We start from the raw sequence: 18,489 nt of genomic DNA, 5'->3' as shown, positions 1-18,489 counted from the left end.
GAAAGGATGCGTGGCTTCCATTTCGTCTATCGCGCACAAAAAAGTAACCTGGCTCGAACTGTTCTACGATCTGATTTACGTCGCGGCCATCTCGATCACCGCGCACGTGCTGTCCCATTCGCATCACGGCGCTATCGCGCCGGACCTTCTCCTGAAATACATACTGATCTTCGTGCCTCTGTGGTGGGCTTGGACCGGCTTCACCGTCTACGTCAACCGCTTCGGCCGGGACGATACCGTTCAACGGATCGCCTATTTCCTTCAAATGGCGTTCGTAATCGTCATGGCGGCCAGCATCAACCCCGACTTCGACGCGTATTTCCTCGCGTTCATGCTCGGGTACGTCGGCATCCGTCTGTCCACCGCGGCGATGTACGTGCGAACCTGGCTGGAAAAAGACGGCGAACCGCGGCGCATCGCCCGCTTTCTCGCCCTCGGCTTCACGGGCGGCGCCCTGGTCAGCTTCAGCTCCGTCTTCGTGCCGGGAGACGCCAAGTTCTTCGTTCTCTATCTCGGCATCTTCGCCGATATTGTGCTGCCGCTGCTGGCGCGCCGCCGCGTGCTCGGGCATCTGCCCGTCCATCATCCGCATCTGCTCGAACGCTACGGCCTCGCGACGATCATCCTGCTGGGCGAGCTGATTCTCGTCATCGTGAACGGGCTGCGGGAAGGACATGCCGGCGCGCCGCTGATCTTCCCGGCGCTGGTCGGCTTCGGCATCGCCGCGTCGATCTGGTGGCACTATTTCGAATCGTCGGAACATATCGCCGGCGAAGAACGCCAGAGCTCCGGCCAGTCGGTCATCTACGGACATCTGCTGACCTTCATGTCGCTCGGCCTCGTGGCGAACGTCGTCCACTACGGCTTCCACCACGAGCTGGCCGTCCGCAATTTCGCCTGGCTGTCGCTGGCCGGCTTCGCGCTGTACGCCGCGTCGTCCGCGATCGTCTTCCTGCCGGGGCACAGCCCGGCCCATGTCCGGCGTTCGCTGCTGCGCACGGCCGCGTTCGTACTGGTCGCGGCTGTCGCCCTGCCGCTGCTGCCTTCGACCGACGCCGTGTACGTCATGCTGCTGGCGTTGTTCGCCGCCTATGCGCTGGCGGAAGGTCTCGTCCGTCGGCGGCGCAAATCCGCCGCCCGGGCCGCCTGATCGAAGAGGCGCGGCCTGACGGGCCGATATGCCGCCGGCGGCCCGCCGCACGGACAAAAAGCTCCTTCCCGTTATGGGAAGGAGCTTTTTGCCGCGCCTATGCTTGCGGCTGCGCGCCGGCTTCTCCCGGCCTCCCGGCGCAGCCCGCCGCCGCACTCGCGGCCGGACCGGCCGCGAGCCCCGGCGCCCTACAGCGGCAGCTTCACCGTCACGTCGTACGACTCGCCCGCCTGTACGCCGCGCACGATGCCGCCTTCGATCCGCTCGCCGCCGGCCGTGCCGCCGAGATACACTTCCGTCTCGCTCACGCCCGCTTCGCGCCGGATCGCGATCCGGAATTCCGCGCCCCGGAAAGTCCGGACCGCCGAAGCTTCGTTCCAGTCCGCCGGCAGCTGCGGCGCGATGCGCAGGCCGTCCGGCGTGCCCTGCACCCCGAACAATCCGTCGATGACGCAGCGGTACACCCACGGCACCGTGCCCGTGTTGAACAGATGGCTCGACCGTCCCGCCGTGCGCGGGAACTGGCGGTAAGCGCCCCGGTAATAGTTCGGGATGAATACCGGCAGTTGGCCGCGCTGCTTGATGTCGGCCGGATCGGTGCCCGGCAGCATTTTGCGCAGCAGCCGGTAGGCGTTCTCTTTCTCGCCGACCGCGTACAGCGCGTAGATGTAGAAAGCCGCCGCGTGGTTGTACACCGCCCCATTCTCCGCCGAACCCGGATGCTTCTGCGTCACCCGGCCGACGTCTTCGCGCATCGCCGTATACGAAGGCGCCAGTTTCTCGACTCCGTAAGGACTTTCGAGCTGCTCTTCCACCGCGCGGATCAGCTTCTCCTTTTTCTCCGCGTCCGCCGCGCCGCTCAGCAGCGACCAGCCCTGCGGATTGATGAAGATGCGCCCTTCCTCGTCCGCGCTGATGCCGAACGGCACGCCGTCGTCGGTAATGCCGCGGGCATACCAGTCGCCGTCCCACAGATGGCGGTTGACCGCGCCGTTGATCTCTTCGGCCTGCTGCCGGTAGTTCGCCGCTTCTTCCGTTCGGCCGTACTGCTCGCACATATCCGCCCAGATCCGGCAGGCGTACGCCGTCGCGATCGTCAGCCAGCCGGACACACCGCGGCCTTTGTGGCCGACCATGTTCATCGGGTCGCACCAGTCGCCCTGATTGATATAGTTCAGTCCGCGTTCGTCGCGGTCGCCGATCAGCCATTGGACCGCCAGATCGATATGCTCGAACACGGTACCCGTCTTGTCTCCGCCGGCGTACGCCACTTCTTCGCCGAGCAGCGCGTAATCGTTCGTCTCGTCGAGATACGTGCTCAGGCAGACCGGCAGCCAGACGCAGTGGTCGGTGTGCGGCACCTGATTGATGTATTTCAATTGCGCGCCTTCGTACAGCACGATGCCGTCCGGCATCGAACCGTCGGGACGCTGCTGGGACAACGCGGTGAGAAAAGCTTTCCTTGTCGTACCCGGATCGATATAACTCATGCCCATATGGTCCTGCAGGTAATTGCGCGTCTGCGGATCGGTCGACAGCCGGTTGGTCACGCCGTGGTAGTAGACCTGGCGCGGCAGCCACTGGTTGACGAAGTTGTCGAGCCCTTTGTCCGGCGTGTCGATCGTCAGGCAGCCGCGGCCTTCGGCGACGTACGCCGCATAGGCACTTGCCGCTGCGTCGAAACCGTATTCGGTAGAAGCCGCGCCGGACTCTTTTTCCGTGCCGAAGTACAGTTCCCGAATGTCCGCGATCTCGGCTTCGTCCCTGGCGGGCCCGAACACGAAGCGGTACTCCAGTTCTTCGCCCGCTTCCGGTTGAATCCGGTACTGCATAGCCGCGGTCGGCATCTCGTAGCGGGCGTCGCCGCACGCCAGCAGGCCGCTCTCCAGCGCCGACGGACGCATGATGCCGCCTTCGCCTTCAAACGCTTCCTGGCTCACTTCCCACGCGTCCGGTTTTTTTTCCGCGAGCAGATACGTCTTGTCTTTCAGGTTCTTGATGGCCGGATAATCCTGCACTTTCTGGTACGGCGTAATCGCAGAGCAGACAATGGCTCCAAGCTTCTCGTCGTAGACGCCGGACTGGTTCATCCACGACATGTAGCCGACGCTGAAATACGGATACAGGCTGATCTTGCGCTTGCGCGCGCCCGTGTTTTTGACTTTGATCTTCCACAGCTCGGCCACGCCGTCCTTCGGAAGCGTCAGCGTCATCTCGATGCGCAGGTTCCAGTGCTCGATCGTCCAGCGGATATCGTGCTTGCCCGCGGCGAACGTGTATTTCTCGGGCAGCTGGCGGGTCGGCTCGTACGGCGCAGAGAAAATGTAACCGCTCTCCTCATCTTTGATAAAAAGAAAACGGCCGGGATGATGCGCGTAATACGGCTGTTCCGGCTGCATAAACGTTTTGGCTTCCAGGTTCGGCGCATACGAATACTTGGCCGGCTCCGGCTGCATGAATTGGGACACCGCGTATCCGCGGCAGTTCATATGGATCATCATCTGGTTATTCCACAGAAATCCGGACGCTTTGGGCAGCTCGGTCGGGCTTGTCAGTTCGTAATACTGCTGGTCTTCGGTCGGTCTGATCATGATCGTCGTACCCTCTTTTCGGAGAAATTTCGCCGGGTCGGCTGTTCTTCGCAAACGCTTTCGGAAAATAGCGGACCCGGGCGGCGGCAATCGTCCCGTCCATTATATCCCGGATCTGCGGCGGCGTGGGCGGATCGACGAAAAAAAGCAGGAAGAGGATATCGGGAATCCTCTCCCTGCTTGGCCAATGCGTGCCAATCACGTGCCGCAGAACGTCCGGTAGCCTGCGTGATCGTCGGGCGCAAGCTGCGCGTACGGCGCCTGCCGGGCGGAATGCGCGTACGGATCGGCCAGCGCGGCGACCAGCCGGTGCAGCGGCTCGTAATCGCCTTCGCTTGAAGCGGCGGCCAGCGCTTCTTCCACGCGGTGGTTGCGCGGGATGATCGCCGGGTTGCGGCGGCGCATAAGCGCTTCCGCTTCTGCGCGGGATTCCGTCTGGCGCTCCAGCCGCTGCTGCCAGCGCTCGCGCCACACGCGGTATTCGCCGCTTGACAGCAGCGCGTCCGCGCCGGGGAAATTCGCCGGGCGGTCTTCGCCGCCTTCCGCGTCGATACCGGCGTAGTCAAGTTCGGCGTTGCCCGCTTCGTCGTCGAACGCCGGCACGCCGAACGTCAGGCCGACGAACGTGTTCGTATAGTCGGCCCGGAACGCTTTCATCAGATCGAGCAGATCGGCGATCAGCTGCTCGTCTTCGTCTTCGCGGCCGAACAGGCCGAGCTTGCCGCGCATGCCGTCGAACCAGGCGTCCAGATACAGCCGTTCGAAGCGGCCGAGGATGCCCTGCGCGATCTCGACCGCGCGTTCGGTGTCTTCGTCCAGCAGCGGAATGAGCGTCTCGGCCAGCCGCGTCAGGTTCCACAGCGCGATCGGCGGCTGGTTGCCGTAGGCGTAGCGGCCGCCCGTGTCGATCGAGCTGAATACGGTCGCCGGGTCGTAGGCGTCGAGGAACGCGCACGGCCCGTAGTCGATCGATTCGCCGCTGATCGTCATGTTGTCGGTGTTCATGACGCCGTGAATGAAGCCGGCCAGCATCCACTGCGCGATCAGCGCGGCCTGGCGCTCCACGACGCCGCGCAGGAAGGCCGCATAGCGCTCGCCGTCCGCACCGGCGACCGGATCGCCGACCGGATTGGCTGCCTCGATCTCCGGGTAGTGGCGTTCGATCGCGTAGTCCGCAAGCGTCCGGACCGCGTCCGGTCCGCCCCACTGCGCCGCGTACTGGAACGTGCCGACGCGCAGATGGCTGGCCGCCGTGCGCGTCAGCACCGCGCCGGGCAGCTCCGTTTCGCGCCGGATCGGCTCGCCGGTCGCGGTGACGGCGAGGCTGCGCGTCGTCGGGATATTCAGGGCGTGCATCGCTTCGCTGATGATATATTCGCGCAGCATCGGGCCGAGCGCGGCGCGGCCGTCGCCTCCGCGCGAGAACGGCGTGCGCCCGGAGCCTTTGAGCTGGATATCGACGCGGCGGCCGCCTGGCGTCAGCTGTTCGCCGAGCAGCACCGCGCGGCCGTCGCCCAGGCGGTTGAAGCCGCCGAACTGATGGCCCGCGTAAGCCTGCGCCAGCGGGTACGCCCCTTCCGGCAGCGTATTGCCGCCGAATACGGACGCGGCTTCTTCGCCGTGCAGCCACTCGGGATTCAATCCGAGTTCGGCGGCCAGGGCGTCGTTCAAGATTACGGCCTCCGGCTTGCGGACCGGCACGGGCGGCAGCGAACTGTAGAACGTCTCGGGCAATTTGGCATAGCTGTTATCAAAATTCCATCCGGCGGTCGGGTTGGCGGAAATATCGGTCATGGAAAAGGCCTCCTTGTTGAGCTTATGCTCTTTTTTACGGCATGGGGCAGGATCAATATAAACCGGTAGAATCAATAAATTCATTGGATTGAATCCGATCAAGTCCGTTTACGGCTGCACGGCGCGCAAGGTCCGGGTACGGAAGATATGCCCTGCGGCACACTTTCTATTTACCCGCCCTGCTCGTCGCCTTTTCTTTTTCTTGTTAACGGCCGGCTCTTCCGCACGTGTATTCCCATTCCGGCCAAGGCAGGATGCCGAGTTCCGGCTTCGGCTCGTCGCCGAGCATGGCCAGCAGCTCGACCGAATGGCCGTCCGGATCACTGAAGTAGACCGATACCGCCGGCATAAAAGAAAATACGCTGAGCGGAGCTTCTTTTTCCCCAAAAAAATTCGTCGTCTCCACACCGCGCTCCTCCAATCGGGCCCGCGCCGTCTCCAGGTCCTTCAACGCAACGCGGAACGCAAAATGCTGGCGCTGTACGAGCGGCGACGGATCATGCTCGCGAATGCCGAACATCGCTTCGCCGGGACGGCCGATCCAGTAAAATTTCGATTTGCGCGCCGGGTCTTCATGCAGCGGGATCAAGTCCAGCACCCGTTCGTAAAACTCGGCCGAAACTTCATAATTGCTCACGTTGATATGGGTCTCGAATAGTCCTTGGATCATTGGCTTCGATTGTCCTCCTTCCGCTCCGGCTCCACTCTAAATCTCCGAAGCTTCGAATATTTTGTAAAAATACAGCGTCGTGCCGATCTCCGGGTTGAACGCCTGCTTGAGCGTGTCGACGCCGCCGAGAATCAGGCCGTGCTTCAGGTAAAAGCGGCAGGCCGCCAGATTGTCGTCCTGCGCTTCGAGCGACAGCCCGTGCAGTTCCTGCTCGCGCGCCCAGCGTTCCGCCCGCTCAAGCAGCAGGGCGGCCGTGCCGCTTCCGCGGTGCGAGCCGCGAACGGCGATGTTCTCGACGTACGCGTAGCCCGTCCAATCCTGCACCAACCGGACCTGGCCGATGCAGCGGTCGCCGCGGAACGCGAGGAAGATCGCTTTGCGGTCGCTGCCGACATAGCTCTCCCAGTCCAGGCGGTCGTCGGGAAAGCTAAGAAACGATGGGCGCTCGAACCGCTCTTCCGTATAGGTCCATACGCCGCCTTCGAAGCTCGGCACGAGGCGGCCGAAGATCGGGAACGCTTCGTTCATGTCGTTGACGTACGGGATATGTTCGGCTTCGAACGGGACGATGCGGATTTCGGTTTGGTTTGGTTGTCCGGGTTGGCTCTGTTGTTTGGATGCGTCTTGGATCGGTTCCATTTGTTCCTCTTTTCTGCGGGTGTGAGTCGTCTGTCTTTTATTATAAAGAGTATAAAGCAAAAAAGCCTTTCCGGCCTCGTCCGCGTTATCGAAAAATTTGATTTAAATTTGATCTAAATCGAATTGTTTATTGGGTGGGCATGAGATAAGCTTGCGGAAGCTACCAAGAAGTAACAGGTATCCATTACTTGAAGAGATGGGGAAACAGAATGAAAAACATGAAAAAAGCAATTTTCGCTTCGGCTTTCGCGGCCGTGGCAGCAGTCTCGATCGTGGCTCCGGCTTCCGCGACGACCGTGAACGGCACGGGCGGAATGACTTCGGTCAATATGCAAAATATCCAGTCGATGGATATCGAAACGGCTCTCATGATGGTACAGTCGGAGCGTTCGCGCCTGCTGGAACAGCAGCTTCAGGCGCAGCTCACAGCCGTTCAAGACCGCAACGCGCAGATCGCTCTGCTGAACTCGCAGTTGGCTTCGGCCAAACAGAGCGGAGACGCGGAGACGGCTGCGGCTCGCCAAGCGCAGATCGACGCGGCCAGCAATTCCCAGCAGATGGATATGCTTCGCCTGCAGTCGATGAGCAACAAGCGCAATGAAGCGTTCGACGTAATGACGAACTTCGTCAAGAAGATGCAGGACTCGAGATCTTCGATCATCGGGAACATGAGATAAGATCTCCTTCTTCAGAGCCTGCTTTTCAAAAAGCTTGCTTGCCCAAGCGAAAATCCGGACATGTGCTGTCCGGATTTTCGCTTTTTGGCGTGTTCGGAATGTTCGTTTCCGGCCCCGGCGGAGGACAGCCCGCGCTATACGCCTATAACCCATACGCCAAACAGCCCGATTCTCCACTTGGAGAACCGGGCTGCCCGACAAGCAGGCTCCCGCTAACCGGGAACCTTCCCATAGGATCATTTACGCAAAACGGATACTGCTGACGGAGACTTTGCCGTTCAGCATGACGTAGACGTCCTGACGGCCGCTTACGTCCGCGAGGCTGATCGTCACGTCATTCCACTGCTGCACGCCGCTCGCTTCGACGGAAGCGGTACCGGCCAATTGGCCTTCCGGTCCGCCGAGGCGGACGTCGAGCGTGCCGCCTTCCGCGCTTGCGGCGCGGATCGTCACGGAAGCGGCGCCGGAGCCGAATTCGGCATCTTTGAACGAGATCCAGCCTTCGCTGCCGGTCACTTCGATCGCGCTGCCGCCTTCGTGGCATTCGCCGAGAATGACGCCTGCGTAAGCGTCGTAATTGACCGCGCGGGTGAGCTGCGTCAGATCGCGCGGCGGAATAGTCTCGCCGGACACTTCAAGCGCCGCGCTGACCGGCAGTTCGCCGGAAGACGGGCCGGCCGACAGCGTGTAGGCGCCGTTCTCGATCACGAAGCGATCGCGGGTGACGTCCCATACGGCCAGTTCCGACAGCGGAATGTCGAAAGACACTTCGGTCGTCTCGCCCGCGGCCAGCTTGATGCGGCGGAACGCGAGCAGCTGCTTGAGCGGACGCTTCACGCGGGATTGATCCACGCGGCCGTAGACCTGCACGACTTCTTCGCCGTCCAGCTCGCCCGCATTGGTCACTGTAACCGTCAGCGAAATCGTCGCTTCGGCGGAACCTTCGAGGCTCGGGCTGCCGAGCGTCAGGCCGTCGTAGCGGAACGTCGTGTACGAGAGGCCGTAGCCGAACGGATACAGCGCGTCGCCTTCGAAGTAGCGGTAGGTACGATTGCCCTGGATGATATCGTAATCCATGAATTCTGGCAGCTGTTCGACCGATTTGTACCAGGTCATGCTCAGGCGGCCGGCCGGATTTTCTTCGCCGAACAGCACGTCCGCGATCGCGCGGCCCACTTCCTGGCCGGCATGCGTCGAATAGAGCACGGCCGGCACGTTGTCGTTCACCCAGTTCAGGGCGTACGGATAGCTGCCGACCACGACGACGATCGTGTTCGGATTGACGGACATGACTTCCTTAATCAGCTGCTCCTGCGACTCCGGCAGCGTGATGTCCGGACGGTCGACCGTCTCTTTGCCGTTGATCAGCGGATGGTTGCCGACGAAGACGACGGCGACTTCCGCATTGCGGGCTGCGATGCGGGCCGCTTCGAACTTGTCCGTGACGGTCTCCACGTCGAAAGCATCCGCCTGCAGCGCTTCGGCCGCGGAATTGTCGAGCGCGGACGTACCGCCCGCGTCGATCTCGTTCGACGTTTCTTCGGCCCGGCCGTCGCCCGACAGCAGTTCGCCGCTGTCGCCTACCGTGACCGGCGTGTCTTTCCACGTCGAGAACGTGATCGAAGCCGCATCCTGCGACGCTGCGCCGTTCTCGGGACGAACGAGGAACACTTCCTTCGTGAACCATTCCCAGATGCGGTTCGCCGAAGCTTTGACGATCCGGTCGTCGGTCGTCACATACAGGCCGTTCTCTTCGGCGATCAGCGTCGCGTTGTCCCAGCCCCAATCGGTCAGCTCGAATACCGACGCTTCGTCCGCCGATTCGGCCGATGCCGCAAGCGGCGCTTCTTCCGCAGTTTGCAGCTTGACGTATTTGCCGTTCTTTTTCGACTTCAGCTTGATGCGGTCCGTTCCCCCGGCAAACTGCACCTGTCCGCCCTGCCCCGCGCCGTCCAGCTTCTGCCGGATGCCTTCGAGCGGCGTGATCGCGTACGGCAGCTCGCCGCTGTACCAGTCGCGGTAGACGGTGCCGCCGAGCGGTCCGATGACGGCGACTTTACTGAGCTTGTCCGCCTGCAGCGGCAGCGTTTTGTTGTCGTTTTTGAGCAGCACGATCGCTTTGCGCGCCGCGGTGCGGGCCAGTTCTTCATGCTTCTTGTTCATGATGACGGATTCGTCGATCGACGCGTACGGATTGCCTTCTTCCGGATCGAATTCGCCCAGACGGAACCGCACGCGGAACGTGTTGCGCAGCGCGACGTCGAGATCGGCTTCCGTAATCTGTCCGTCTTTGAGCGCTTCGCGCAGCGAACTTTTCATCAATTCGCCGTCGTCGGTGAGGCTGTCGATGCCGCCTTCCTTGACCGAGCGGGCGACCGCTTCCGTATGCGACTCCAGGTAGCCGTGGTCGCGCACCGTGCCGGACACGTCGAACGCGTCGCTGACGACGAAGCCGTCCATGCCCCATTCTTCCTTGACGATGCCGTTCACGTCCGGGTTCAGGTTGGCCGGCACGCCGTTGACGGCGTTGTACGACGTCATCATCGACTGCGCGCCGCCTTCCTTGAACGGAATCTCGAACGCTTTGAGGTAATATTCGCGCATATTGCGCGGATCGATGCTGACCGAAGCGTCGCCGCGGCCCACTTCGTTATTGTTGCCGATAAAATGCTTCAGCGTCGCAACCGCTTTCAGATACTTGGGATGGTCGCCCTGAATGCCTTTGACGAGGGCGGACGAGAGCTTGCCGGCCAGAACCGGGTCTTCGCCGTACGCTTCTTCGGTCCGTCCCCAGCGCGGATCGCGCTCCATATCGACGGTCGGCGCCCACAGCGTCAAGCCGTTGATTTCGGGATCTCTTTTGTAAAAGCCGCGGGCTTCGTCGCCGATCGCGCTGCCGATCTCCCGGAGCAGTTCTTCGTCCCAGATGCTCGACAGGCCGATCGGCTGCGGATAACCGGTCGCTTCGCCGAGCCAGGCCATGCCGTGGGCAGCTTCCGTGCCGTGTTTGTAAGGTTTGACGCCAAGCCGTTCGACGGCGGTCTGGTATTGGATCATCAGGTCGACTTTCTCGTCTTGCGTGAAGCGGGAGACGAGGTCGTTTACGCGCTCCTCAAGCGGAAGCGATGTATTCTGAAACGGATAGTTGGTTTCGGCAGACATGGTGATCCTCCTTATTTAATGCGCTTTCTTCTCTATATTTTATGATAGACCGGGGCTTCGGCACTACCGGGATAATTGGAGGCGTTTTCATGCGAGATTCGGGGATCGCGGCTTTTCGTGTGGAATCGTGCATACATTCCGCTTCCGAATTCATTCCGGGCCGGCGTGTTCTTTTTTATACTGGAAAAAAAGATCGCCCCCCATCCCACACCCAAACAGGAGGACCCCATGCCCATCAACCTTGATCAAGGCCCCGACTTCCTCACGGACCGCATCCTGCCCGGCGACGCGCAGCGCGAACCGGCGGAACCCGGCATTTTGCAAGGCTCCCTCGTCTCTCTGATCCCGATCGAAGAACACCACCGCGAAGGTCTGTACCGGGTGCTGCAAAGGCCCGAAATCTGGCAAGACACCTGGCTGAACGTTCCTTCCGGCGCCGAACTCGAACGAAGCTTCGACGACATGCTCGCCCGGCGCGCCGATCGGAGCCGTCTCCCGTTCGTCATCGAAGATCGCCGGACCGGCGCCGTCCTCGGCACGACGAGCATCGGCGACATCGACGCTTTCCACCGCAACGCCGAGATCGGCTGGACGTTCCTGTCTCCGGACTACTGGCGCACCGGCGTCAACACGGAATGCAAATATTTGCTGCTGCGATACGGCTTCGAACGCATGGACACGATCCGCATCCAGCTCTCCGTCAGCAGCCTCAACCTGCGTTCGCAGCAGGCCGTCGAGCGGATCGGTGCTGTCCGCGAAGGCGTCTTCCGCCGCCACCGCATCGAACCCGGCGGCCTCGTCCACGACAATATTTTCTACAGCATCCTCGATACGGAATGGCCGTCCGTGCGCCAGCGGCTGCTCGGCCTGATGGCGAAAAAGTACGAGTAGGGCGGTTGGGCGGAGCGATGGGCGGGGCGGCATTCCAATGCCTCGGTCCCCGGCACCCGAACGAATCCTGATCACGCTATTCGGCTGTTTTCGCGGGTTTTCCAAAACTAACGAATCGTCAGAACGCTATAGGGCCAAAAAAGCCGGTTTGACGCTAAAATCGGCGGCATAACGATAGGACGATTCGTTGGATTTGCTGCGGCGGTCAAAATGTCGTTTTAGCGTGCTGACGATTCGTTGTACTCGTCGCCGCGCCTTTTTTTCGCCGATTCCGCCTCCCCAAAAACCCAACAAAAAGAAGGCCGCTTTGTAACAAAGCCGCCTTCTTTTTTTCTAGGCAGAGGCTTGAAGCCCGGCGAATTACGCGTTTTCCAACTGCCGCACCTCAAGCCCTTCCGGAAAAGCCAGTGCCCGCACATCCCCGATCAGCTCGTCGATCTCCGCTTCCGTCGTGCCCCAGCTCGTGCAGAAGCGCACGGCGGTGTGTCCGGCGTCGACTTTGGCCCAGGTCGAAAACGTATGCTGCTTCCGCAGTCCGTTCAGCAGCGCATCCGGCAGAATCGGGAACTGTTGGTTGGTCGGCGAAGCGTGCAGGAACCCGAAGCCCATGCCGCCCAGCGCGTCTCTCAGCTTGACCGCAAGATTGACCGCATTGCGCGAAATGTCGAAATACAGCCCGTCTTCGAACAGCGTCTCGAACTGGATGCCGAGCAGCCGCCCTTTGGCCAGCAGGCCGCCGCGCTGCTTGATCAGATAGCGAAAATCGCGCTTGAGCGCTTCGTTCGAGATCACGACGGCTTCGCCCATCAGCGCGCCGAGCTTGGTGCCGCCGATGTAGAACACGTCGGTGAGCCGCGCCAGGTCGGCCAGCGTCACGTTGCTGCCTTCGGCGGCCAGCGCGTAACCGAGCCGCGCGCCGTCGACGAACAGCGGCAGGCCGTATTCGCGGCAGACCTGGCTGAGCGCTTCGAGTTCCGCAAGGCTGTAGACGGTTCCGTTCTCCGTCGACTGCGAAATATAGACCATGCCCGGCTGCACCGTATGCTGGCGCGCGTCGTCGGTCCAGTGGTCGAGGCAGGCTTGACGCACCTGCTGCGCGGTAATCTTGCCGTCTTGATGCGGCAGCGTCAACACTTTGTGCCCGGTCGATTCGATCGCGCCGGTCTCGTGCCCCGCGATATGCCCCGTGTCCGCGGACAGCACGCCCTGATACGGGCGCAGCAGCGCGGCGATCACGGTCGTGTTCGTCTGCGTGCCGCCGACGAGGAAATGGACGTCCGCCTGCTCCGACCGGCACTCCCGGCGGATCAGCGCGCGGGCGCGGTCGCAGTATTCGTCGGTGCCGTAGCCGCTCGTCTGGTCCATATTGGTCTCAAGCAGTCGCTGCAGGATGCGCGGGTGGGCGCCTTGGGTATAATCGCTCTCAAATCGGGTCATGGGTCATCTCTCCGTTTTCTGTATGGATATAAGCCGATGCCTCCATCATACTCTCTCCGGCGAGAAATTTGTATATTTATGCGTTAAATTTTATCGAACTTGTTTGCCTGGTGCGGACGAATCGATCACCAACCTGCATACCCAGAGCACTACCTCCGCGAAAAATAGAACCGACAGCATCCATACCCCGCCAACCAGTATCCACTCACGAAGGACACTGAGTCCATGCTGTGCATTTTCCGGGAACAAGCGTCCGCCCTGCTGCGTGAAGAAGTAGAACATCCCGAGCGTAAACAGTCTGGACCACTGCGCCGGAGCATACACGCCGATCCCTTCGGCCCAGCCGTATTGGCGGACGCGCAGCACGCCGCGCACGATCTCCGCGCTTTCCACGAGCAGCAGAAGCAGCAGGGCGAAGATCCAGATGCCCAACAGCACGCCGTCCGGGAAGACGGACGATTTCAGCGCCGCGGCGCCCGTAATGGCGACGGCTCCGTACAGGATGCAGTTCGTCTCCGGCCAATCGTCGGCCAGCGTCCAGTCTTTGCGCGCATAGCGCAGCACGAGCAGCGCCGCCGCGGCCAGATAGAACAGGATACCGAGCAGCACGAGCACCCGGTAGACCATATACTCTGTGGCCCCGAACAGCTCGTGCAGCATGAGCGAGACCGACTGGATCGCGACGGCCGTCAGCAAAATAACGCCGTGCAGCTTCAGGTTCCGCCACTGCCCGGCGATCTCGCCCGCCGCCAGCGAAGCGGCGAACAGGTAGAAGATCAGCAGGCCGGCGTTCAGGATGCCGAGCGGCACGAGCACCGGATGCAGCTCGGGGAAGTTGACGTGGGCCGCCGTCAGCGCCGACGACGTGCCCGCGACCCACGTGCCGATCGCGAAGCGCCCGACCGGCTCGTCCCAGTGGCGGCTCCGGAAGCTGCGGTCGCGCACGCTGCCCAGATAAGCGGCCAGCAGGCCCAGCCAGAGCAGCAGCGTCAGCCCGGCGGCAATCTGCGCTCCGATCGAGCCTTTCCCGGCAAAATGGACCACGACCCCCTGCGTGAAAATGGCGCACGCCATCACGCTTGCGGCGGACGCGGTCGGAATTTCGGGCATGCGGACCGTCCAGGCCAATACGCAGGCCAGCAGCAGTCCGATCCCGAAAAGGGTGATCAGCATACACATTCTCCTTTCGCGCTTCGGCTTCCCGACAGCGGGCGTTCTCTGTAAATAGAAGGACCGGATCGCGGCTTTTGAAACAGGTTGCGGCCTCAAGGCGGGATTGCGGCAGCCGTCTTCGCACGCAGCGTGCATAGCGATTCCCAAACCTATCCCCACGCAGGAAAAGCCTTGACTTAAGTCAAGGCTTTTCCTGCGTCCGCCCTCTACAATGAAGACAAGACCAAGCACCCAAAAGGAGAGAAATCCATGCAAAACACGACTCATCCCCACACCACGACGCAGCGGGGCGCGGCATTGACGGCGGGCGTATCGCTGCTGCTGATGGCCGCAATCGCCGGGCTCGGCTACGGCTGGATTCACGGCATGCTTGTCGTGCCGGACGACGCTGCCGCCACCGCGGCCAATCTGCGCTCCGCATCGGGTTGGTTCAGGGCGGAAATATTCGGCTGGCTGCTCATTCTGATCTGCGACGCGGCGGCCGCCTGGGCGCTGTATGTGTTCTTCAAACCGGTCCACCGCGGCGGGTCGCTGCTCGGCGCCTGGCTCCGCCTGACCTACACCGCGCTGCTCGGCACCGCGATCGCGGCTCTCGTCGCCGCTCTGCTGCTGGCCGGCCAAGCCGGCCCGCTACCGGGTGCTGCCGGCTCGAACGCCGCCCTCGTCAAGCTGGCGCTGGACGCTTTCGACCTGATCTGGTCGATCGGCCTGGTCGTGTTCGGCCTGCATCTGCTGACGCTCGGCCTGCTGGCGCTGCGCGCCGCGTCGATGCCGCGCTGGATCGGCTTCCTGCTGCTCCTCGCGTCGTTCGGCTACATCGTCGTCCATTCGCTGCGCATCCTGCTGCCCGAAGGAACCGAAGCGCTCGGACTGCTCGAAGCGATCCTTGCCGTTCCGATGGCGGCAGGCGAACTGGGGCTCGCCCTCTGGCTGCTGGCACGCGGCGGCAAAGAACAGGCTCCCCGGACGGTTACGCGTCCTGAAGCCGTTTCTTGATCCGGCTCAGCGACTCGGGCGTCATGCCCAAATAGCTGGCCAGCTGATGCTGCGGTACGCGGCCCGGCAGGTCCGGGCGGCTGCGCAGCATGTCGCGGTAGCGTTCTTCCGGCGAAGAAGCGGCAAACGCGGCGAATTCCCGCTGGACTTTGCCCAGATGCTCTTCCATCATGCGCCGGGCCATCGATTCCAGCTGTCCGTGCCGGCCGAACATCGCCTGCTCTTCCGCAAAGTCTCCGACGACCACGACGCAATCTTCCACGCACGCCACGAAGCAGTCCGACCCTTCGGCCGGCGCATAGCGGCTGAAGCCGGCGACAGCCTGTTCTTCCGTATAGAAATTGGACGTATGCTCCCGGCCATGCTCGTCGATCGCGTACTGCCGGAGGCAGCCCTGCAGCACGAAATAGCATTTGCCCGACACTTCGCCCTGCTCCAGCAGCAGCGTGCCCCGGGCATATTTGCGGATATTCAGCTCGTCCAGAATGTCTTGGCGTTCCCGCTCCCCGAGCGAAGTGAGCCGGGTCAGGTACCGGTCGAGAATAGGCTGCATCGCTTTCCGCTCCCTTCGCCTACGATTCTGTGACCTCTATACGGTGTGGATGCGTTCATAGATAGGGCCGCAGATTGTCCCATACGACTTTGTAGCCGTTCGCGTACATGTGGATGCCGTCCATCGTATACTCGGCCCGCAGATTGCCGGCGTCGTCCGCAAGCCCGTCGTTCAGGTCGAGATGCTCGATGCCGAGCCGGCGCGACAGGGCGGCGACCGCTTCGTTCGCTTCGCGGATCGCCCGGTTGCTGCGGCGCGAGAACAGATCCGCTGCGGCCGCCCGGTCCACGCCGTCAAAAACGTCGTCCGCGTTGACCGGATAATACGCCAGCGCCACGATCCGGCAGTCCGGCAGACGCTCCCGCACCCGCCGCAAAATCTCTTCGTAGCGGGCGATCAGCCCCGGCAGCTCGTAATCCGGTTCGCCGATGTCATTGGTGCCGATGTTGATCAACAGCCGCGACGGCGCAAGGTCCAGCACGCATTCGTCCAGGGCAGCCAGCAGCTCGCGCGTCACGAAGCCGGCCACGCCGCGATTGCAGCAGGCAAACGATGGCCCGAACGCCTGCTGCAGCTCATGGATCGGGAAAAATTCCATCAGGGACGAGCCGGCAAACACCGTTTGTCCCCGGGCGGCATAGCCGTTGAGGATACGGTACGCTTGCACTTTGGCTCGTTTGTCGGGCGGCAGTTCGGGTTCGTCAAGATGACGGTCGGGATTGGCGGTCATGCTTCATTCCTCCTTCAATAGGGAAAGTCCGAATCGCGCACACCGATCCGGGAAAGGTCCGCTCGGACCTCTTCTTGTCCATTTATCTTAGCGAAAAAAAGGGCAAATCGCCATGTCCGCCGCAACCTTTTCCGAAAACGCTTCGTCTGGGTAGGCAAGAAGCGGAATCCGACGATTCCCGTATCCGAACAGTTCCTTAGGAGGTTATATCGATGAAAAAGAAATTCGCGGCATCTCTCATGTCCGTCTCCCTGCTGACCGCTTCGCTCGGCGGCTCGCTGCTTGCGGCAGCTCCGGCGTTCAAAGATCTGGGCAGCGTGGCCGGACAGCAAAAGATCGAAGCGCTCCAGCAAAAAGGTATCGTCAAAGGTGTCGGCGCGCAGTCTTTCGCTCCGGGCGCGGCGTTGACGCAGGCCCAGGCGCTGCAGTTCATCTCGAACGGCCTCGGCCTGTCGGCGCTTGAGACGCCGGATGCCGATCCGTCCAAGACCGCTCACGACCTGTTCCCCGCCGTCAAGAACGACGCGTGGTACGCCCAGGCTTTCCTCGATGCCGCCCACAGCGGCGTGAGCATTCCGGGCGCGGTCGATCCGTCTGCCAAAATGACGCGCGAAGACTACGTGGACTACCTGATGGACGCGCTCAAGACGGCCGGCAATCTGCCGATGATCAACATCCTCGTTCCGGAGATCGCCGATCAGGATCTATTCGACACCGACAAGCTCGGCTCCACGCAGCTCGCTATCGCGCTTGAGATCGCGGAGCTGGATGCGGACCAAAAGTTCGATCCGCAGGCGGAGATCACGCGCGCCGAAGCGGCCGTTCTGCTCTACAACGCGGTCGATTATTTCAACGGGCTGAAGCTGCCCGCGACTATTCTGCCGATCGAAGAATAAGAGACGCTTGGCAGCGACTTTCCCGTATGACCAATACGCATGACGCAAAAACAGCCCGGGCGATCCCCCCACCCTTGCCCGGGCTGTTTTTTGTGCGTTCCGTTCATATGTTCTACAATGAAGTCGACGATCCCCATTACGGAGAAAGGCGGAACCCCGATCATGAAAACTTACCGTTCGTCCGCCGCGCTCGGCGAATTTATCCGCTCCCGGCGGCAGCGGCTGAAGCCGGAAGACTGCGGCATCGACCCGCTGCCGGGCCGGCGGCGCACACCCGGTCTGCGCCGGGAAGAAGTCGCCTATCTGGCCAATATGAGCGTCACGTATTACACGTGGCTGGAGCAGGGCAAAGACCTGAATCCGTCGCCCGATATCCTGCTCGGCATCGGCCGGGCGCTGCAGCTCGGCGATTCCGAGCGCAGCTATATGCTGTCGCTCGCGGAGACCGATCTTGCGGACGAGCCGCTCTCCGCGGCTCCGATCGACCTGCCGCTGCTGCGGACGCTCGCCGGGCAGATGCGCTACCCCAGCTTCATCACCGACGACGACACGAACGTGCTGGCCTGGAACCGGGCCGCCGAGCTGACGCTCGCGGACTTCGGCCGCATGCCCGAGCGGGACCGGCATATGATGCAGCTGGCGTTTCTCGACGCGGATTACCGGCAGCGGCTCGTCAACTGGGAAGAGTTCGGGCGCTACACCGCCGCGTGGCTGCGCACCCTGTTCGAGCGTGCCAAGCACAGCCCGGTCTACATGGAGCGATTCGAGCAACTGAACCGCGAAAGCGAACACTTCCGCCGCTGCTGGGACCTGTACGAGATCAAGCAGAACCACGCCTTCGCCGCCGAGCTCCGCCTGCCGAACGGCACGGAGATGCACTTCGATATCCGCTCCGCCGGCTGCGTCGACCATAACCCGGCGCTGATCTGGACGATTCTCGTGCCTCAAGCCGGCAGCGGGACGGAAGAACGCCTGACTCGGCTGCTGGCCGAAGAGGCGGCGGGCGAGCGGGAAGGGTGAGGGCGGGTTGAGCTAAAAGAGAGCGGTAAGAAAGACCCAGTTACCCGTTTACGAAAATCTCGAACTCAACATTTATCCCTTTGGCCGTCTTCTTTCAAATAGCTGCGTGA

At 62.0% G+C, this 18,489-nt stretch carries 15 protein-coding genes; 6 read left to right on the top strand and 9 right to left on the bottom strand.

The window, feature by feature from the left end; translation table 11 throughout:
* Nucleotides 1–10 precede the first annotated feature (10 nt).
* A complete protein-coding gene (locus FTE24_RS03440) occupies nucleotides 11–1,150 on the top strand; it encodes a low temperature requirement protein A (protein ID WP_150234231.1) in 1,140 nt (379 codons plus the stop codon).
* A gap of 188 nt (nucleotides 1,151–1,338) precedes the next feature.
* Here FTE24_RS03440 and FTE24_RS03435 read toward each other — a convergent pair whose 3' ends face one another.
* The 4 genes from FTE24_RS03435 to FTE24_RS03420 form a co-directional block, all read right to left on the bottom strand.
* On the bottom strand, nucleotides 1,339–3,741 hold the full coding sequence (locus tag FTE24_RS03435; protein ID WP_150234233.1) for a GH36-type glycosyl hydrolase domain-containing protein: 2,403 nt from the start codon (nucleotides 3,739–3,741) through the stop codon (nucleotides 1,339–1,341).
* A 198-nt stretch (nucleotides 3,742–3,939) separates the two neighbouring features.
* Complete coding sequence (locus FTE24_RS03430) at nucleotides 3,940–5,535, bottom strand: protein adenylyltransferase SelO (protein ID WP_150234234.1); 1,596 nt, start codon at nucleotides 5,533–5,535, stop codon at nucleotides 3,940–3,942.
* Nucleotides 5,536–5,740: 205 nt separating this feature from the next.
* Nucleotides 5,741–6,205 (bottom strand): VOC family protein, encoded by a 465-nt coding sequence (locus tag FTE24_RS03425; RefSeq protein ID WP_150234236.1) that lies wholly within the window; start codon nucleotides 6,203–6,205, stop codon nucleotides 5,741–5,743.
* A gap of 36 nt (nucleotides 6,206–6,241) precedes the next feature.
* Nucleotides 6,242–6,844, bottom strand: a complete 603-nt coding sequence (locus tag FTE24_RS03420; protein WP_150234238.1) for a GNAT family N-acetyltransferase — start codon at nucleotides 6,842–6,844, stop codon at nucleotides 6,242–6,244.
* 218 nt (nucleotides 6,845–7,062) lie between these two features.
* Between FTE24_RS03420 and FTE24_RS03415 the strand changes: the two genes are divergently transcribed.
* Nucleotides 7,063–7,521, top strand: a complete 459-nt coding sequence (locus FTE24_RS03415; protein WP_141447695.1) for a hypothetical protein — start codon at nucleotides 7,063–7,065, stop codon at nucleotides 7,519–7,521.
* 240 nt (nucleotides 7,522–7,761) lie between these two features.
* On the opposite strand, the gene FTE24_RS03410 is transcribed toward FTE24_RS03415, so the two are convergent.
* The gene (locus FTE24_RS03410; protein ID WP_150234240.1) at nucleotides 7,762–10,683 is read right to left on the bottom strand and encodes a glycoside hydrolase family 3 C-terminal domain-containing protein; all 2,922 of its coding nucleotides are present in this window, start codon (nucleotides 10,681–10,683) and stop codon (nucleotides 7,762–7,764) included.
* Nucleotides 10,684–10,911: 228 nt separating this feature from the next.
* Between FTE24_RS03410 and FTE24_RS03405 the strand changes: the two genes are divergently transcribed.
* Nucleotides 10,912–11,574 carry a GNAT family N-acetyltransferase gene (locus tag FTE24_RS03405; protein ID WP_150234242.1) on the top strand — a complete coding sequence of 221 codons (663 nt, stop codon included), beginning with the start codon at nucleotides 10,912–10,914 and terminating at the stop codon, nucleotides 11,572–11,574.
* A gap of 360 nt (nucleotides 11,575–11,934) precedes the next feature.
* On the opposite strand, the gene FTE24_RS03400 is transcribed toward FTE24_RS03405, so the two are convergent.
* Together FTE24_RS03400 and FTE24_RS03395 are read right to left on the bottom strand one after the other, a co-directional pair.
* A complete protein-coding gene (locus tag FTE24_RS03400) occupies nucleotides 11,935–13,011 on the bottom strand; it encodes a threonine aldolase family protein (protein WP_150234245.1) in 1,077 nt (358 codons plus the stop codon).
* Nucleotides 13,012–13,101: 90 nt separating this feature from the next.
* Complete coding sequence (locus FTE24_RS03395; protein WP_150234247.1) at nucleotides 13,102–14,184, bottom strand: hypothetical protein; 1,083 nt, start codon at nucleotides 14,182–14,184, stop codon at nucleotides 13,102–13,104.
* Between the two features lie 249 nt (nucleotides 14,185–14,433).
* Here FTE24_RS03395 and FTE24_RS03390 point away from each other — a divergent pair, with 249 nt between their 5' ends.
* Nucleotides 14,434–15,180, top strand: coding sequence for a DUF4386 domain-containing protein (locus FTE24_RS03390; RefSeq protein WP_150234249.1), 747 nt, complete (start codon nucleotides 14,434–14,436; stop codon nucleotides 15,178–15,180).
* Here FTE24_RS03390 and FTE24_RS03385 read toward each other — a convergent pair.
* Both FTE24_RS03385 and FTE24_RS03380 read right to left on the bottom strand, forming a co-directional pair.
* The gene (locus tag FTE24_RS03385) at nucleotides 15,155–15,733 is read right to left on the bottom strand and encodes a Crp/Fnr family transcriptional regulator (protein WP_150234251.1); all 579 of its coding nucleotides are present in this window, start codon (nucleotides 15,731–15,733) and stop codon (nucleotides 15,155–15,157) included. The genes FTE24_RS03390 and FTE24_RS03385 overlap by 26 nt on opposite strands.
* Nucleotides 15,734–15,788: 55 nt before the next feature.
* On the bottom strand, nucleotides 15,789–16,463 hold the full coding sequence (locus tag FTE24_RS03380) for a GDSL-type esterase/lipase family protein (RefSeq protein WP_150234254.1): 675 nt from the start codon (nucleotides 16,461–16,463) through the stop codon (nucleotides 15,789–15,791).
* 212 nt (nucleotides 16,464–16,675) lie between these two features.
* Between FTE24_RS03380 and FTE24_RS03375 the strand changes: the two genes are divergently transcribed.
* Complete coding sequence (locus FTE24_RS03375) at nucleotides 16,676–17,359, top strand: S-layer homology domain-containing protein (RefSeq protein ID WP_150234255.1); 684 nt, start codon at nucleotides 16,676–16,678, stop codon at nucleotides 17,357–17,359.
* 162 nt (nucleotides 17,360–17,521) lie between these two features.
* Entirely contained in the window at nucleotides 17,522–18,379 is an 858-nt protein-coding gene (locus tag FTE24_RS03370) for a helix-turn-helix transcriptional regulator (RefSeq protein WP_150234257.1), read from the top strand.
* The last annotated feature ends 110 nt before the right edge of the window (nucleotides 18,380–18,489 follow it).

This window comes from Saccharibacillus sp. WB 17 (assembly GCF_008634075.2).
GTDB classification, from domain to species: Bacteria; Bacillota; Bacilli; order Paenibacillales; family Paenibacillaceae; genus Saccharibacillus; species Saccharibacillus brassicae.
This window is presented reverse-complemented; position numbering and strand designations above follow the sequence as displayed.

Bases quoted from the DNA above. Each gene is read 5' to 3' on its own strand.
- FTE24_RS03410 (WP_150234240.1), bottom strand. From the start codon at position 10,683: ATGTCTGCCGAAACCAACTATCCGTTTCAGAATACATCGCTTCCGCTT.
- FTE24_RS03400 (WP_150234245.1), bottom strand. From the start codon at position 13,011: ATGACCCGATTTGAGAGCGATTATACCCAAGGCGCCCACCCGCGCATC.
- FTE24_RS03380 (WP_150234254.1), bottom strand. From the start codon at position 16,463: ATGACCGCCAATCCCGACCGTCATCTTGACGAACCCGAACTGCCGCCC.
- FTE24_RS03370 (WP_150234257.1), top strand. From the start codon at position 17,522: ATGAAAACTTACCGTTCGTCCGCCGCGCTCGGCGAATTTATCCGCTCC.
- FTE24_RS03390 (WP_150234249.1), top strand. From the start codon at position 14,434: ATGCAAAACACGACTCATCCCCACACCACGACGCAGCGGGGCGCGGCA.
- FTE24_RS03425 (WP_150234236.1), bottom strand. From the start codon at position 6,205: ATGATCCAAGGACTATTCGAGACCCATATCAACGTGAGCAATTATGAA.
- FTE24_RS03435 (WP_150234233.1), bottom strand. From the start codon at position 3,741: ATGATCAGACCGACCGAAGACCAGCAGTATTACGAACTGACAAGCCCG.
- FTE24_RS03415 (WP_141447695.1), top strand. From the start codon at position 7,063: ATGAAAAAAGCAATTTTCGCTTCGGCTTTCGCGGCCGTGGCAGCAGTC.
- FTE24_RS03420 (WP_150234238.1), bottom strand. From the start codon at position 6,844: ATGGAACCGATCCAAGACGCATCCAAACAACAGAGCCAACCCGGACAA.
- FTE24_RS03405 (WP_150234242.1), top strand. From the start codon at position 10,912: ATGCCCATCAACCTTGATCAAGGCCCCGACTTCCTCACGGACCGCATC.
- FTE24_RS03430 (WP_150234234.1), bottom strand. From the start codon at position 5,535: ATGACCGATATTTCCGCCAACCCGACCGCCGGATGGAATTTTGATAAC.
- FTE24_RS03395 (WP_150234247.1), bottom strand. From the start codon at position 14,184: ATGCTGATCACCCTTTTCGGGATCGGACTGCTGCTGGCCTGCGTATTG.
- FTE24_RS03375 (WP_150234255.1), top strand. From the start codon at position 16,676: ATGAAAAAGAAATTCGCGGCATCTCTCATGTCCGTCTCCCTGCTGACC.
- FTE24_RS03385 (WP_150234251.1), bottom strand. From the start codon at position 15,733: ATGCAGCCTATTCTCGACCGGTACCTGACCCGGCTCACTTCGCTCGGG.